Source organism: Microbacterium sp. UBA1612, assembly GCF_002321605.1.
GTDB classification, from domain to species: domain Bacteria; phylum Actinomycetota; class Actinomycetes; order Actinomycetales; family Microbacteriaceae; genus Microbacterium; species Microbacterium luteum.
The window spans coordinates 152338-168134 of the sequence record NZ_DCMW01000025.1 but is presented as its reverse complement, the minus strand read 5'-3'; the positions used below and the strand labels follow the sequence as shown (position 1 = coordinate 168134).

The window sequence follows — 15797 nt, the reverse complement described above, 5'->3', positions numbered from 1 at the left end:
CCCAGTCCCGGCTCACCCGCCTCGGCGCGCTTCGTCACCGGCTCCAGGTCCCGAGCCCCTGGGTGTCGAAGAACTGCAGTGTGACGCCGGTGACATCACCCGCGTCTTGGACGAACGTCGCGGAGGACAGGGATCCCTCCGGGGCGTTCTCGCCCGTCGGGACGAACGCGAAGGCATCCCCGTCCCAATGCCTCAACTCGAGCACGTACCCGTCATCCGCTCCCATCGCCACGACGAGCCGACCGTCCCGCTCGGACACGGTGAGCGGTCCGAAGTAGGCGTTCTCATAGATCCCCTCGTAGTCGGCGAGGTCACGAGGTGCATCGGGGGCACTCGGCGCCTGCTCGTCGACGAGATCGCCGACGGGCGCCGTGAGGCTCGCCACGGCGGCACGGTAGTCCGTGATCCAGTCGCGGGTCAGGTCGCCGTACTGCACCAGGTCCAGGAACTGTGCGTTGACCGCCTCGGGAAGGCCGTAGGGGCCCCCGTTGGTGAGGGTCACGATCCCCAGGTCCAGGCTCGGGATCAGGCGGAAGTTCGTCGCGGCTCCCAGCACGAACCCCCCGGAGTGGGCGATGCCGGTGCGTCCTCCCACCGTCGTGTCGACGTTGAAGCCGAACCCGTACATGCTGGTGCGCCAGGTCGCTTCCGGAGGATGGCCCGAGATCATCTCACCGGTCGTCGCCGCCGTCAGGGCCGCGGCGTCGAAGACCTGCTCCCCGCCATGCTCTCCGCCGGCCAGGACGGCGTTCATCCACGCGGCGAGGTCGATGACGTTCGACGAGACGCCGCCGGCGGGAGCCTGTGCATCGGGGTCGCGGTCGAAGAGCGGCTGGAACGTGCCGTCGACGAACGCGTGGATGGTCGCGCGATCGTCCTCCGCGAGGAAGTCCTCGTAGCGGGAGCTCGTCCGCGTCATCCCGAGCGGTTCGTACACCAGCGACTCGGTGACGTCCTCCCACGGCTCGCCGACTGCGGCGGCGGCCGCCTCAGCGCCTACGGTGATGCCGTAGTTGGAGTAGTGGTAGCTGGATCGGAACGCGTCGAGGGGGAGCATGTCGAGATGATCGAGGATGTACTCGCGCCCGTACCCGAGGTCTTCCAGGTCGTCGCCCGCTCCGGTGTCCAGTCCCGTCCGGTGCGAGAAGAAGTCGCCGACCGTGGCGTGCTCGGTCACGTAGGGGTCGCTCAGCGCGAAGCCCGGGAGGAGATCGGACACCGGGGTCTCCCACGTGAGGGCACCCTGTCCGATGGCGGCGGAGACCGCGGTCGCCGACAGCGACTTCGAGACCGACGCGATCTGGAACACCGTCTCCGGGTCGACCGGATCCCCTTCGCCCACGGTCTTCACCCCGAAGCCTTCGGCGTACACGATCTCGCCGCCGTGGACGACGGCCACGGCGAGTCCGGGCACGCCTGTCTCCGCGAGGTCGTCCGCGATCAGGTCGGACAGCTGCGCCAGAGCGCCCGTGACGGCATCGTCGACGCTCGCCGCGGGCAGGGCGATCGCATCGCCCGGCGGCGCGTCGGCCGTGTCGACGACCACCGCCTCACCGCCGGCGTCGGAGACGCACCCGGTGAGAAGGAGGCCCGCCGAGGCGATGGCGGCGGCGGGAACGAGGGTTCTGCGGGGCATGGGCTCTCCGTATCGGGTGGGGCAGGGCCTCTTCCACTCTGGCGGTGGACCACGCGTGAGGAACATAGACCCAGGTCCATGGCGGTGAACGGGATGCGCGAGGATAGTCGAACCCGCCGGCGATGATCGGGCCGGTGATGATCGGGGAGGACGCATGGCAGCACCCACGCGCTACCGGGCGCCGTCGGTCCGGTCGATGCGCGGGGTCCTCAGCATCCTCACGCTCGTCGGATCGCTGCTGGCGCTCGTCGTGCTCGCGCTCGTGCTCCCCGGTGCGGGGGAGGGGGCCGTCCCCATCACCCTCTTCGCGGTCGTCGCGATCGTCTACCTGGTCGCGGGCGCCGTCGCCTGGCTTCGACGCCCCGCCAATGCCACCGGGATGCTGCTGGTCTGCGGCGGGGTCTCCCTCACGGTCGCGAATCTCGCGAACGCGCCGGTGCCGGAGCTCGCGACACTCGGCAACGTGTTCGCGACGGCGGTTCTCGCGGTCATCGTGCACCTGCTGCTGGCCTTCCCCACCGGCCGGCTCACGGGGAGGCTCGCGGTCGGACTCGCTGCGATCGCCTACACGATCGCCATCCTCCTCCCGCTGCCCGCGGTGCTGCTGGATGCTCCCGCGATGGCGCCGCCGGTGGCCGCCGTGCAGAGCACCGTCGGGCTTGCGATCATGGTCGCGACGGCGTGGCTGCTGGTGCGACGACTGCAGCACGCCGATGCTCGCGCGAGGCGGGTGCTGCTGCCGCTCTACACCTACGGCATCATCGCTGTGCTCGCCATCGTCGCGCTCCCCGTGGTCCTGCCCGCCGACGAGGCGGTGCTGCGCGCCGGGCTCCAGCTGCTGCTCCTGCTCGGCATCCCGATCTCGTTCCTGATCGGCGTGCTCGGCGGCGGATTCACTCCGACGCGGGATCTCGCCGATCTCGGTGAGCAGCTGTCGACCTCATCCGACGGCTCGCGTCCGCTGTCCGATGCCGTGGCGGACACGCTCGGCGATCCGTCGCTCCGGGTGCTCCTGCGCGCGCCCGACGGTCTGGTCGACGAGGACGGCGAACCCGCGCGCGTGTCGGCGCATCCTGACCGCGGGGTCGTCGATGTCGACATCGACGGACGCCCGGTGGGTGCGATCGAGTATGACTGCCGCTCCGAGATCGACGAGACGCGCGTGCGTCGCGCCGGACGCATCATCGCCGTCGCGATCGACCGCTCCCGGCTGACCGCCGAACTGCGCCAGAGCCGTCGCGAGGTGCTCGCATCCCGCATCCGCATCGTGGAGACCGCCGATCGCGAGCGGTTCCGCATCGCCCAAGACCTCCACGACGGACTGCAGGCGCAGCTGGTGCTGCTGGGCGTCGAGGCTCAGCAGATCGCGCATGCGCCGGAAGTCGGAGCCGCTGCCGCTGCGGCGGCCACGGCGTTGCGTCGTCGTATCGACGTCGCCGCCGCAGATCTGCGCCGGCTCGTACACGACGTGCTGCCCATGCCGCTCATGGAGCGCGGTTTCGTCGCGGCCGTGGAGGACCTCGTCGACCGTATGCCCGTGCCGACCACCATGTCGGCGCGGGTCGAGCCGGGCCTGCTGCCCGCCGCCACGGGAACCACCGCCTATTTCGTCGTGGCCGAAGCTCTCGCGAACGCGGTCAAGCACGCGAGGGCAGGGTCCGCCGAGGTGGGACTCGCGCACGATGGCCCGACGCTGCGCATCACCGTGACCGACGACGGCATCGGCGGTGCCGACCCGAACGGTCGCGGTCTGCGAGGGCTCGCCGATCGGGTGGACACCCTCGGCGGCGACTGGTTCATCTCGTCGCCGCACGGGGAGGGCACACGTCTGGAGGTGCGTCTGCCGTGCGCGTCGTGATCGGTGAAGACGAAGCGCTCCTGCGCCAGGGACTCGCGCTGCTGCTGCGACAGGACGGGTTCGACGTGGTGGAGGTCGCGCCCGACGCGGTCGCGCTGGAGGAAGCCGTCCGGGCTCACGACCCCGATCTCGTCATCACCGACATCCGCATGCCGCCCTCCTACACCGATGAGGGCCTCGCCGCCGCGGTGCGCATCCGGTCGGAGCGGCCGGCGATGCCCGTGGTGGTGCTCTCCCAGCACGTGCAGCGCCGCTACGCCGAAGAGCTCATCGGCGACGGCGGCGCGGGGATCGGATACCTGCTGAAGCAGCGGATCGCCGACGTGCGCACCTTCACCGCCGACCTGCGTCGCGTCGCCCGTGGCGGCACGGCGCTCGACCCCGACGTCGTCGAGATCATGGTCGCGCGCGCCCGTCTGCTCGGCGGGGGCGTCGAGGCCCTGACGCCGCGGCAGCGGGAGGTGCTCGCACTCATGGCGCAGGGTCGGAGCAACGGATGGATCGCCGCGGAACTCGGATTGTCGGAGAAGGCGATCGTGCAGCACACCTCGAACATCTACGACATGCTCGGGCTCGCCGTGGACGCCGACGACCACCGTCGGGTGCTCGCGGTCATCCATTATCTGACGCACTGAGCGGGCCTCAGACGTCGGCGTCCTCCGGGGTGGGGGCGACGGATGCGGCGCGGCGCCGAGCACGCGCTCGGCGACCGATGACGATCAGCCAGACGGCGGCGACCACCACGGCGACCACCAGAAGCCAGGGGAGCAGGAAACCGAGGCCGATGACGATTCCGTTGAGTGTGGCCACGAGCCCGTTCCACCCGGCCGCCAGCCCGTCTCCGAATCCGGCGGGGTCGGCTTCGACCGGCTCCGACGGCTCGATGAGGGTCACCGTCAGACTCGATGTCGCGACCCTCCCTTCGAGGTCTTCCAGCTGCTGGCGGTACGACTCCAAGAGCGCCTGTCGGTCGGCGAGCGCCGTCTCGGCAGCGATCAGATCAGACAGGTCCGCGGATTCGTCGAGCAGTTCCGTGAGCCGGGCAACCGACGTCTCCGTGGCCTCCACCCGTGCGCGAAGGTCGATCGCCTGCTCCGTGACGTCGAAGGTGTCGACCGAGCTCGAACGCACCTCTCCGATCCCGGAGAGGTCGGCGACGATCGCGTCGAGCTGATCGGCGGGAACGCGCACCGTGATCCACGATCCGGCGTACGGGACGGGCATCGACGTGTCCGTCATCCCCGACGTGTACGCGTCGTCCGAGCGGGATTCGTCCTCGGTGATCGTCAGCGACTCCACCCAGCCGCCGCGGGTTCGTGCGGCGACGGCGACCGCCTCGGCGCCGGTCGCGGCGTCGTCGACGACGATATTCGCCGTCGCGGAGGTGATGAGTTCGCGATCGGTGTCGCCGGGCCCGATCTCGATCCCCGACGAGGTCGCATCGTCGGCAGCCATCCCCGACTCCGTCGCGCCATCGGCGGGGGCATCCGCCATCTGGCCGCCGCCGTCGGGGACCTCGACCGCGCTGATGTCGGTGGAGGCGGGCCCGACCAGCACGGCGGGGCCGATGAGCGCCGCCGCTGCGATCACGGCGACCGCGGCGGCGCCGCCGGCCCACCACCGCGCACGTCGCTTGCGGCGTCGGTCGCGTTCGCGCGCGATTCCGGTGAACACCGAGTCCTCGATGCGATCCAGGCTGGCCTCGGAGAGGTGCGGCAGCGGGTCGTTCGATGTCATGACGTGCTCTCCTTCACGGTCGCCCGCAGCCGCGAACGGATGCGGGACAGGCGATTGCGGACCACCCCGTGCGAGACACCGAGCCGCGCGGCCGCCGTCCCGTAGTCGAGTCCTTCCACCGCGCACAGCAGGAAGATGCCCCGATCGAGCTCGCCGAGTCCGTCGACCTCGTCGCCGATGCGACGCGCGAGGTCGGCTCCGATCACCTGCTGCTCGACGTCCACTCGCGCGGGCGCGCCCTCGGGGAGCCGACCGCGGGTTTCCCGGTCGCGACGTTGCAGGCGCATCCGGTTCGCCGACTGGAAGCGGCAGATCGTCACCAGCCACGGAAAGAGCGACTCGCCCGCCAGGCGCATGCCCGGCAGCTTCCGCCACGCCACGAGGAAGGTCTCCTGCAGCACGTCCTCGGCGTCGGCCGCGTCACCGAGCAGCGCGTACGCGACGCGGTACAGGGCGGTCGCATAGGAGCGGTACAGCGTGCGGAAGGCGTGCTCGCTCCCGCTCGCGGCGAGCGCCACGAGCGTCGCGTCGTCGGATGCGGGCGCGGAACTCATGCGGTGCTGCTCCTTCGAGGCCGAGGGTGGTCCTACACCCGTGAAGTGTCGGCACCGGCGCGATCGTCTCACATCGGTGGGGTGCCGCGCGGCGACCCGGTAGGGTTGAGGCCGCGAGAGGGAGTATCCCGTCCTCGCGCGTCCGTCATCACGGGTCCTGCAGGGCCCCGGGCGCGCGCCGCGTCAGCGGGGGAGAGACTTTCGGTGATTCGTGCATCCCTCTTCGAAAGGCCCTGATGGGTTACGAGATCCCCGCGTGGTTCCAGATCGCCGCGCTCGCCGTGCTGGTGGTCATCCTGGTCGCCGACCTGCTGCTGATCCTGAAGCGCCCGCACATCCCGTCGATGCGGGAGGCGACGCTCTGGGTGGTTTTCTACGTCTCGCTGGCGCTGGTGTTCGCGTTCGTGCTGCTGTGGGTGACCGGCAGCCACGATGCGATGGGGGAGTTCGTCGCGGGATGGCTGACGGAGTACAGCCTGTCGGTGGACAATCTCTTCGTCTTCGTCCTGCTCATGAGCCAGTTCGCGGTGCCGCGCCGATACCAGCAGGAGGTGCTGATGGTGGGCATCATCATCGCGCTGGTCCTGCGCGCGATCTTCATCATGCTCGGCGCCGTCCTCATCGAGAACCTCAGCTGGATCTTCTACGTCTTCGGCCTCTTCCTCGTCTACACGGCGTGGCGGCAGGCGTTCCCCGGATCGCACGAGAACTCGGCGCAGACCGAGACCGGGCTGGTGCGCTTCATGCGGCGCTTCTTCAACATCTCCGAGTCGTACGACGGCCCCAAGCTGCGCACGGTGATCGGCGGCAAGAAGGTGTGGACGCCGATGATCCTCGTCTTCGTGGCGATCGGCTTCACCGATCTCGTCTTCGCGATCGATTCGATCCCCGCGATCTTCGGCATCACCCAGAGTGCGTTCATCGTGTTCACGGCGAACCTCTTCGCGCTGATGGGACTGCGCCAGCTCTACTTCCTCCTCGGCGGACTGCTCGACCGGCTCCGCTACCTGCACTACGGCATCGCATTCATCCTCGCCTTCATCGGCGTGAAGCTCTTCCTGCACGCCCTGCACGTCAACGAGCTTCCGTTCATCAACGGCGGCGAGCACGTCGAGTGGGCACCGGAGATCTCCACCTGGGTCTCGCTGGGCGTCATCCTGGTGTCGATGGCGGTCGCGACCGTCGCCAGTCTCGTCGCCGCCGGCAAGGAGCCGGTGGTGCCGGAGCCGGAGACGCCCGCCCTCCCCGACGGCAGCGGCGCGACCGACGCCGAAGAGGCGGCATCCGTCGTCGCGGACGAGCACGCCACTCCGCCCACGGTCGACCCCCGCGACCGCGGCTGAGGCATGCTCGGGCGCGTCCGGGCACGGCGGCGGCAGTGGTAACCTGGCTCCGTGCGGATCGCTCGCCTTCTCCTTAGCGGCCGCGACGAGTCCTCGTAATCCAGGCCTCACTCGTCGCGGAGTTTCGTCGCGGGCTTGATCCCCCATCCCGAGGAGAGCGCAATGAGCACACCCATTCCCGACGCATCCGTCATTCCCGACCGCCCCCGGACCCTCGCCGAGAAGGTGTGGGACGACCACCTCGTCGTCAAGGGCGAGGGTGGCCAGCCCGACCTGATCTACATCGACCTGCACCTGGTGCACGAGGTCACCAGCCCGCAGGCGTTCGACGGCCTGCGCGCTGAGAACCGCCCGGTGCGGCGTCTCGAGCACACGATCGCCACCGAGGACCACAACACGCCGACGCTGGAGATCCACAAGCCCATCGCCGACGTCACCAGTCGCACCCAGATCGAGACCCTGCGTCGCAACGCGGAGGAGTTCGGCGTGCGTCTGCATTCTCTGGGTGACAAGGAGCAGGGCATCGTCCACGTCGTCGGCCCGCAGCTCGGACTCACGATGCCGGGCATCACCGTCGTGTGCGGTGACTCCCACACCTCGACGCACGGAGCGTTCGGGGCGATGGCCTTCGGCATCGGCACGAGCGAGGTCGAGCACGTGCTCGCGACGCAGACCTTGCCGCTGAAGCCGTTCAAGACCATGGCGGTGACCGTCGAGGGCGAGCTGCGCCCCGGCGTGACGGCGAAGGACATCATCCTCGCCGTGATCGCGAAGATCGGCACCAACGGCGGCCAGGGCTACGTGCTCGAGTACCGAGGCAGCGCGATCCGCGGCCTGTCGATGGAGGGCCGCATGACGATGTGCAACATGTCGATCGAGGCGGGCGCCCGCGCCGGCATGGTCGCCCCGGATGAGACGACCTTCGCCTATCTCGAGGGTCGCGATCACGCGCCGACCGGACAGGACTGGGATGACGCGGTCGCGTACTGGCGCACCCTGCCCTCGGACGAGGGGGCCGTGTACGACGCCGAGGTGTTCCTCGACGCCGCAGAACTCGAGCCGTTCGTCACGTGGGGCACGAACCCCGGGCAGGGGGTGTCGCTGAGTGATCGCGTCCCCTCGCCCGACGATTTCGCCGACGCGAACGCGCGCGTCGCGGCCGAGCGCGCCCTCGAGTACATGGACCTCCAGGCGGGGACGCCGATGAAGGACATCCCCGTCGACGCGGTCTTCATGGGATCGTGCACGAACAGCCGCATCGAAGACCTGCGCGAGTTCGCGTCGATCATCGATGGGCGCACGAAGGCACCCGGTGTCCGGGTGATGGTCGTTCCCGGCTCCGCGCGCGTGAGGCTGGAGGCCGAGGCCGAGGGACTCGACAAGATCATCACGGCCTTCGGTGCCGAATGGCGGTTCGCCGGCTGCTCGATGTGCCTCGGCATGAACCCCGACCAGCTGAGCCCGGGGGAGCGCTGCGCGTCGACGAGCAACCGCAATTTCGAGGGGCGACAGGGCAAGGGTGGCCGCACCCACCTGGTCTCGCCCCTGGTCGCGGCTGCGACGGCGGTGCGCGGCACGCTGTCCAGTCCCTCGGATCTCGAACCCGTCGAGCAGGCTGTGCCGGCCACGAGCGGAGCGGGGGCCTGACATGGAGAAGTTCACCACCCACACCGGCGTCGCCGCCCCGCTGCGCCGTTCCGCGGTCGACACCGACCAGATCATCCCCGCCGTCTACCTCAAGCGCGTGACGAAGACCGGCTTCGACGACGCGCTGTTCGCGAACTGGCGTCAGGACCCCGACTTCGTCCTCAATCAGCCCGCGTACGCATCCGCGTCGATCCTCGTCGCCGGGCCCGATTTCGGAACCGGGTCCAGCCGTGAGCACGCGGTCTGGGCGCTGCGCGACTACGGCTTCAAAGTCGTGCTCAGCACCAAGTTCGCGGACATCTTCCGGGGCAACTCCGGCAAGCAGGGACTGGTGACCGGGGTGATCACCGACACCGAGCTCGAGGCCTTCTGGGACGCGATGGCGGCCGAGCCGGGAGCCGAGATGACCGTCGACCTCGAAGCGCGAACCGCCGTACTCGGCAACCTCGAAGCTCGATTCGAGATCGACGATTACACTAGGTGGCGGCTTCTCGAGGGGCTCGATGACATCGGGCTCACCCTGCGGAACGAACACAAGATCGCAGAATTCGAGGCTCGCCGCGAGGCGTGGCGGCCACGGACGACACCCGTCCGTTGAGCCCGGACCCTTCCCACCGGAAGGGTCGGCGACAAGCGCCCCTCGAACACGCGAATGAGGTTCACCGGATGAAGACACTTCTCGACGACTCGGCCGAGCCCACGTCAGGAGAGAAGCAGATGACCGGAGAAACCCTGCGGATCACGGGCGGTCGGCCGTTGCGCGGCCGCGTCGAGGTGAAGGGCGCGAAGAACCTCGCGACCAAGGCGATGGTGGCCTCGCTCCTCGGCGAGACGACGAGCGTTCTGCGCGATGTTCCCGACATCAGCGATGTGCAGGTGGTCCGGTCCCTCCTCGAAGTGCACGGCGTGACCGTGGCGGAGGGGCCGGAGCCCGGCAGTTACACCTTCGACCCGCGAGGGGCTGTGGCGGCCCACTTCGAGGAGATCGACGCGCACGCGGGTGCCTCCCGCATCCCGATCCTGTTCTGCGGTCCGCTGCTGCACCTGCTGGGCGAGGCCCTCATCCCCGACCTGGGCGGATGCCGCATCGGAGACCGTCCGATCAACTTCCACATGGACGCGCTGCGCGCGTTCGGCGCGGTGGTCGACAAGAGCTACGAGGGCATCCGCATCACGGCACCCGACGGCCTCCACGGTGCGTCGATCGAGTTGCCCTACCCGAGCGTCGGCGCCACCGAGCAGGTCCTGCTGACCGCCGTGCGCGCGAAGGGCACGACGGAGCTGCGCAACGCCGCCATCGAGCCCGAGATCATGGACCTGATCGCGGTGCTGCAGAAGATGGGCGCGATCATCTCGTACGAGCCGAACCGTGTGATCCTCATCGAGGGCGTCGATTCGCTGCGCGGCTACGACCATCGCTGCATCTTCGATCGCAACGAGGCCGCTTCGTGGGCATGTGCGGCGCTGGCCACCGACGGCGAGATCTTCGTCGACGGCGCCAAGCAGCAGGAGATGCTCACGTTCCTCAACGTCTTCCGCAAGGCCGGGGGCTGGTTCGACGTCCACGAGGACGGCATCCTCTTCCGGCGAGACGGAGCGCTGAAACCCGTCATGGTCGAAACCGACGTGCACCCCGGCTTCATGACCGACTGGCAGCAGCCGCTGATCGTCGCGCTCACCCAGGCGGACGGACGCTCGATCGTGCACGAGACGGTGTACGAGAACCGCCTCGGATTCACCGCCGCCCTCAACCAGATGGGCGCCGACATCGTCGTGCACCCCGACGGCCTGGACACCCCGGAACGCCGCGTCCCGCGTCGCGCGCTGGAGCAGGCGGCCGTCATCAACGGACCCACGCCGCTGCGCGGGGCGGATGTCGTCGTGCCCGACCTCCGCGGTGGGTACAGCTACCTCATCGCCGCGCTCGCCGCCGACGGCGAGTCGATCGTGCGGAACGTCGACATCCTGCGCCGCGGCTACGAGAAGCTGTTCGCAAAGCTCGACGCCCTGGGCGCGGAATTCGACATCATCGGATGACCCGGTGACGTCGCCTCGCCCGCGCGCCTCGACGGAGAAGACGCGCCCCAGCATGTTCTGGCCGCTCGCTGCGATCATCGTGCCGCTGACCGGACTCCTCGCCAAGATCGAGGTCATCGACGGTCACAAGCTTCCGCGCGAGGGTGCTTACGTGCTGGCGCCGAATCACAACAGCGAGTTCGACCCGATCATCGTCGCCGTCGCGACGTGGCGCATGGGCCGCGCACCGCGCTTCCTCGCGAAGGAGAGCCTGTTCCGCGTGCCGGTGCTCGGCTGGGCTCTGCGTACGACGGGCATGGTGCCGGTCGCACGCTCCGCCTCCGCGTCGTCGTCGCGTGCGACTCTCGAGGCGTCCACCGAGATCGTGGCCAACGGCCGCGGCGTGATCGTCTACCCGGAGGGATCCCTCACCCGCGACCCCGACCTGTGGCCGATGCGCGGCAAGACCGGAGCGGTGCGGCTGGCCCTGGCCGGCGGCATCCCCGTCATCCCCGTGGCGCAGTGGGGGACTCAGCAGATCCTGCCGCGCTACGGGAAGCTCAAGCTCTGGCCCCTGCGCCGTCGGGTCCGGGTGGTCGTGGGCGATCCCGTCGATCTGACGGCCTATGCCGCGCGCGACGGGCAGGCGGCCGCCCTCATCCCCGCGACCGACGTGGTGATGGGCGAGATCTCCCGTCTGCTGGCGACCCTCCGCGACGAGCCCGCACCAGCCGACCGGTGGGACCCGAGTGCCCACGGGCAGAAGGAGACCGGACGCCTTGAGTCGTAAGCACGAGGCGACCTTGCCGCGCGTGGCGGTCATCGGCGCCGGGAGCTGGGGAACGACCTTCGGCAAGATCCTCGCCGACGGCGGCGCGCACGTGACCATGTGGGCTCGTCGCCCGGAGCTCGCCCACGAGATCGACGAAGCCAAGCGGAACAGCCAGTACCTCGCCGGCATCAACCTCCCCCGCGAGATGAGCGCGACCCCCCACCTGTCGGAGGCGGTCGAGGGCGCCGAACAGATCTATCTGTCGATCCCGAGCCAGTCGGCTCGGCAGAACCTCACGGCTCTGCGTCCGCTCGTGGCGGCGACCGATGTTCCGATCGTGTCGCTCATGAAGGGCGTCGAGCGGCGCAGCGGCCTGCGGATGAGTCAGGTCATCGAGCAGGAGCTGGTGTGCGATCCGGCGCGGATCGCCGTGGCGTCGGGACCGAACCTCGCTCTCGAGATCGCCCGCGAGCAGCCGACGGCCGCGGTGATCTCCTCGCTCAGCCAGGACACCGCCGACGCCGTCGCGCGCCGCGCCAGGAATCGGTACTTCCGGAGTTTCGTGAACACCGATGTCATCGGTACCGAGTTCGGTGGCGTGCTGAAGAATCTCATCGCGGTCGCGATCGGGATCGTCGACGGCGTGGGATACGGCGAGAACACCAAGGCGTCGATCATCACCCGCGGTCTGGTCGAGATGACCGACTTCGCGGTCGCGCAGGGCGCGCAGCCCGAGACGCTCCAGGGCCTGGCGGGCCTCGGCGACCTGATCGCCACCTGCCAGTCGCCCCTGAGCCGGAACAACACCGCCGGGCGGCTGCTCGGGCAGGGTTACAGCTTTCAGGACGTGGTCAAGCAGATGGAGCAGACCGCCGAAGGCCTGGCGTCGGTGGCTCCGGTGCTCCAGCTCGCCCGTGAGGCCGGTGTGCAGATGCCCATCGTCGAGCAGGTCAAGCGCGTGCTGGATGGCACGATGGACCCGCGCGAGATCGCGCCGCACTTGACGACCGACGACGACGACCCCCAGGGGGAGAGGACGCAGAATGGACAAGCGGGCGGTGGCGGTGCTCTTTGGAGGTCGCTCCAGCGAGCACTCGATCAGCTCCGCGACGGCGGGCGGCGTCCTCCGCGCGATTGACCGGGATCGCTTCGACGTGATCCCGGTCGGGATCACCCGTTCCGGCGCCTACGTGCTCGAGGACGACGACCCCGAGAAGTTCGCCCTCGACCCGAGCCGCATGCCCGAGGTCGTCGACAACGGCACGCGCATCGTCTGGCCGGATTCCGCCGAGACCCGTGAACTGCGGGTGCGGGATGCCGCGGGCGAGCGTTCGCTCGGGCGGATCGACGTCGTGCTGCCGATCCTCCACGGGCGATTCGGGGAGGACGGGACGGTGCAGGGGTTCCTCGAGCTCCTCGACATCCCCTACGCGGGCGCCGGAGTGCTGATGTCGGCGATCGGCATGGACAAGCACACGACCAAGAGCGTGCTGAAGGCGGCGGGCGTGCCCGTCGTGCCGTGGGTGACGGTGACCCGCGCTGATCTCGAACGAGACCGCGCGCAGATCGAGCACCGCGTGCGTGCCCTCGACCTCCCCGTGTTCGTCAAGCCGGCGCGCGCCGGATCGAGCGTCGGGGTGACCAAGGTGGCGGACCTGTCCGACCTGGACGCCGCGCTCGAGACCGCCTTCGCCGAAGATGACACGGTGCTCGTGGAGAAGGCCGTGACGGGCCGCGAGATCGAGTGCGGCGTGCTGCCCGGGCGCGACGGCGGTCTGCCGCGCGTGAGCCTGCCCGGGGAGATCGTGATCACGGGACGCGAGTTCTACGATTTCGAGGCCAAGTACCTCGGCGCGCCCGGGGTCGAACTGGTGTGTCCGGCCCAGCTCCGCGACGGCGAGATGGCCGAGATGCAACGCGTCGCGGCCCGCGCCTTCGAGGCCGTGGGCGGCGAGGGTCTCGCTCGCGTCGACTTCTTCTTCACCGGCACCGACTTCTTCGTCAACGAGGTGAACACGATGCCCGGCTTCACCCCGATCTCGATGTTCCCCGCTTGCTGGATCGCGACCGGCATGACCTACACCGACTTGATCTCCGAACTGATCGACGGCGCGCGCGAGCGCTGAGCCGACCGCTCAGGGCAGCAGCGTGTCGGTGGTCGTGCAGGAGCTCTCGGCCGGCAGCTGCTCCACGAGGGGACCGAGGGAACCGAGCACTTCGTTGGGGGAGACCGTCTCGTTGTCGACGAAGACCTCCACCGCCGGCGTGCGCCCGTAGCTCGTGATCAGGTAGGTCGGGGCCTGCGAATCGTCGACGATCCAGTCGACGCCGCCGATGGTGATGCACTGCGCCTCCGTGGGGCCGGGAGGGGTGACCCCGCACGTGAGCAGCACCGCGGCGGGATCTCCCCACGCTCCCGTCGACTGCGCGTCGGTCCACCGCCGATCCTGTCCGTCGAGCGCGTCGGGAAGGCGCACGATCACGTCGGCGCAGAGAGGGTCGTTGGCGTCGGCGGCGGGGTCGAGGGCGACCGTCGACGAGCAGCCGGCCAAGACGGCGACAGCGAGTGAGACGCCCACCGTTCCGCTGGCGATGCGGCGCGACGGACCACGGGAGGTGAGCACCCGTCCACGCTACCCGGCGATCCTGCGAGCCGCCCGCCGATAGCGTGGAGTCATGACCGACAGTCGCACCGTAGGACAGCTGGGCGAGATGCAGGTGCTCGCGCGCATCCTCGACCGCCTCGGGACCTCCGCGGCGGAAGTGGGCCCGGGGGATGACGCCGCGGTGCTCCCGCTCGCGGACCACCGGGTCGTGGCGACGACCGACACGCTCGTGCACGGGCCGGACTTCCGTCTGGCCTGGTCCAGCGGCTTCGACCTCGGGTGGAAGGCCGCGGCGGTGAACCTCGCCGACGTGGCGGCCATGGGTGCACGCCCCGTCGCGCTGCTGGTCGCGCTCGCGATGCCCGACGACACGTCGATGGACACCGTCGCCTCCCTCGCCGACGGTCTGCGGGCCGCGTGCGAGACCCTGGCGCCCGGCAGCCGCGTGGAAGGCGGCGACCTCACCGCGTCCGACACCCTGACGATCGCCGTCACCGCCCTCGGCACCCTCGAGGGTCGGGAACCGGTGCGGCGCAGCGGCGCGCACGCGGGCGACGTCGTCGCCGTCGCGGGGGAGGTCGGCCCTGCTGCGCGCGGCCTCGGCCTGCTGTTCCAGCGATTCCGTGACCGCGACGGCACGCCGGTCGCTGTCGACGAGGGCGTACTCGACGCCGCGGAGCGTTTCGATCTGTCCCGTCAGCTCCGCCCGGTTCCGCCGATCGCCGCCGGTCCCGCAGCCGCCCGCGCGGGGGCGACGGCCATGATGGACGTGTCGGACGGGCTCGTGCTCGACGCGACGCGCCTCGCGGCCGCGTCCGGGGTGACGATCGATCTTCGCTCGTCGTCGATCGGCGGGGAGTCGGAGCTGTCCGGCGGCGAGGACCACGCGCTGCTGGCCACTTTCCCGCCGCAGGCGTCACGTCCGGAGGGCTTCCGCGTCGTCGGAGAGGTGGTCCCCGCGGGAGGCGACGCCGTGCTCATCGACGGGCAGGCTCCGCGAGGTCGTGGCGGCTGGGACCCTTACGCCGACTGGGACGCCGGCAGGGGCTGATCCGATTCCCCAGCGGGCTCCGGCCGCGCCCACCAGATCGTCGTGTCGCCGTGGCGTCGGGATCGCTGCCAGCGCAGTCCCGGCGGAAGGGTCGGCTCGCCCGACCGCGTGGCGCGCTCGATCACGACGTCCGCGTCGGCGGAGAGCACTCCGGCAACGAGCGCGAGGGTCTCGGTCAGCTCCGCGTCGGGGAGGTCGTACGGCGGATCGAGGAACACGAGGTCGAACCGCTGCGACGTGCCGCGGAGGAACGCGTCGCTGCTTGACCGGTGCACCAGCGCCATCACGCCGTCCATGGCCTTGGCCACTCGTCGGGCGTTCCGCGTGGCGACGGCGGCCGCCTTCGGTGCCTTCTCGACGAGGTCTGCCGACGTGGCGCCGCGGGAGAGGCATTCCAGGCCGAGCGCCCCGGAGCCGGCGTACAGGTCGAGGACAGCCGATCCGGCGATCGCCCCGGCGGACTCGAGCGCCCCGATCAGGGATTCGCGGACCCGCTCCGAGGTCGGTCGCGTGCCGGCATCGGGGACCTCGAGGGGGATCGAGCCGGCGCCTCCGGCGATGATGCGGGTCACCGCTC

General features: G+C 70.0%; 15 protein-coding genes. 10 read left to right on the top strand and 5 right to left on the bottom strand.

The features are described from left to right. Window positions 1–34: 34 nt before the first annotated feature. A complete protein-coding gene (locus B3S45_RS11740) occupies window positions 35–1636 on the bottom strand; it encodes a serine hydrolase (RefSeq protein WP_286720763.1) in 1602 nt (533 codons plus the stop codon). A 154-nt stretch (window positions 1637–1790) separates the two neighbouring features. Here B3S45_RS11740 and B3S45_RS11735 point away from each other — a divergent pair, with 154 nt between their 5' ends. Together B3S45_RS11735 and B3S45_RS11730 are read left to right on the top strand one after the other, a co-directional pair. Continuing rightward, window positions 1791–3494 (top strand): sensor histidine kinase, encoded by a 1704-nt coding sequence (locus B3S45_RS11735; protein WP_286720762.1) that lies wholly within the window; start codon window positions 1791–1793, stop codon window positions 3492–3494. Then, a complete protein-coding gene (locus B3S45_RS11730; protein ID WP_071043149.1) occupies window positions 3482–4129 on the top strand; it encodes a response regulator in 648 nt (215 codons plus the stop codon). The genes B3S45_RS11735 and B3S45_RS11730 overlap by 13 nt, the downstream gene beginning before the upstream one ends. A 7-nt stretch (window positions 4130–4136) precedes the next feature. Here the strand turns inward: B3S45_RS11730 and B3S45_RS11725 are convergent, their stop codons facing one another. Then, a complete protein-coding gene (locus tag B3S45_RS11725; protein ID WP_286720761.1) occupies window positions 4137–5231 on the bottom strand; it encodes a DUF4349 domain-containing protein in 1095 nt (364 codons plus the stop codon). After that, a complete protein-coding gene (locus tag B3S45_RS11720; RefSeq protein ID WP_286720760.1) occupies window positions 5228–5785 on the bottom strand; it encodes an RNA polymerase sigma factor in 558 nt (185 codons plus the stop codon). Before B3S45_RS11720 ends, B3S45_RS11725 begins: the two co-directional genes overlap by 4 nt. A 236-nt stretch (window positions 5786–6021) precedes the next feature. Here B3S45_RS11720 and B3S45_RS11715 point away from each other — a divergent pair, with 236 nt between their 5' ends. From B3S45_RS11715 to B3S45_RS11685, 7 genes are all read left to right on the top strand, one after another. Next, window positions 6022–7128 carry a TerC family protein gene (locus B3S45_RS11715; protein ID WP_071043157.1) on the top strand — a complete coding sequence of 369 codons (1107 nt, stop codon included), beginning with the start codon at window positions 6022–6024 and terminating at the stop codon, window positions 7126–7128. Between the two features lie 162 nt (window positions 7129–7290). Continuing rightward, window positions 7291–8775 (top strand): 3-isopropylmalate dehydratase large subunit, encoded by a 1485-nt coding sequence (gene leuC, locus B3S45_RS11710; protein ID WP_286720759.1) that lies wholly within the window; start codon window positions 7291–7293, stop codon window positions 8773–8775. Between the two features lies 1 nt (window position 8776). Continuing rightward, window positions 8777–9373 (top strand): 3-isopropylmalate dehydratase small subunit, encoded by a 597-nt coding sequence (leuD, locus tag B3S45_RS11705; protein WP_071043160.1) that lies wholly within the window; start codon window positions 8777–8779, stop codon window positions 9371–9373. A gap of 68 nt (window positions 9374–9441) precedes the next feature. Beyond that, window positions 9442–10812 (top strand): UDP-N-acetylglucosamine 1-carboxyvinyltransferase, encoded by a 1371-nt coding sequence (gene murA / locus B3S45_RS11700; protein WP_286720758.1) that lies wholly within the window; start codon window positions 9442–9444, stop codon window positions 10810–10812. 52 nt (window positions 10813–10864) lie between these two features. Then, complete coding sequence (locus B3S45_RS11695) at window positions 10865–11581, top strand: lysophospholipid acyltransferase family protein (RefSeq protein ID WP_071043391.1); 717 nt, start codon at window positions 10865–10867, stop codon at window positions 11579–11581. After that, a complete protein-coding gene (locus B3S45_RS11690) occupies window positions 11571–12701 on the top strand; it encodes an NAD(P)H-dependent glycerol-3-phosphate dehydrogenase (RefSeq protein ID WP_286720755.1) in 1131 nt (376 codons plus the stop codon). Before B3S45_RS11695 ends, B3S45_RS11690 begins: the two co-directional genes overlap by 11 nt. After that, on the top strand, window positions 12607–13689 hold the full coding sequence (locus tag B3S45_RS11685; RefSeq protein ID WP_286720753.1) for a D-alanine--D-alanine ligase family protein: 1083 nt from the start codon (window positions 12607–12609) through the stop codon (window positions 13687–13689). Before B3S45_RS11690 ends, B3S45_RS11685 begins: the two co-directional genes overlap by 95 nt. A 9-nt stretch (window positions 13690–13698) precedes the next feature. Here the strand turns inward: B3S45_RS11685 and B3S45_RS11680 are convergent, their stop codons facing one another. After that, a complete protein-coding gene (locus B3S45_RS11680; protein ID WP_286720751.1) occupies window positions 13699–14187 on the bottom strand; it encodes a DUF3515 family protein in 489 nt (162 codons plus the stop codon). Between the two features lie 52 nt (window positions 14188–14239). On the opposite strand from B3S45_RS11680, the gene thiL reads away from it, so the two are divergent. Continuing rightward, window positions 14240–15220 carry a thiamine-phosphate kinase gene (gene thiL / locus B3S45_RS11675; RefSeq protein ID WP_286720749.1) on the top strand — a complete coding sequence of 327 codons (981 nt, stop codon included), beginning with the start codon at window positions 14240–14242 and terminating at the stop codon, window positions 15218–15220. On the opposite strand, the gene B3S45_RS11670 is transcribed toward thiL, so the two are convergent. Then, window positions 15190–15792, bottom strand: a complete 603-nt coding sequence (locus B3S45_RS11670) for an RsmD family RNA methyltransferase (RefSeq protein ID WP_286720748.1) — start codon at window positions 15790–15792, stop codon at window positions 15190–15192. The genes thiL and B3S45_RS11670 overlap by 31 nt on opposite strands. Window positions 15793–15797: the final 5 nt, after the last annotated feature.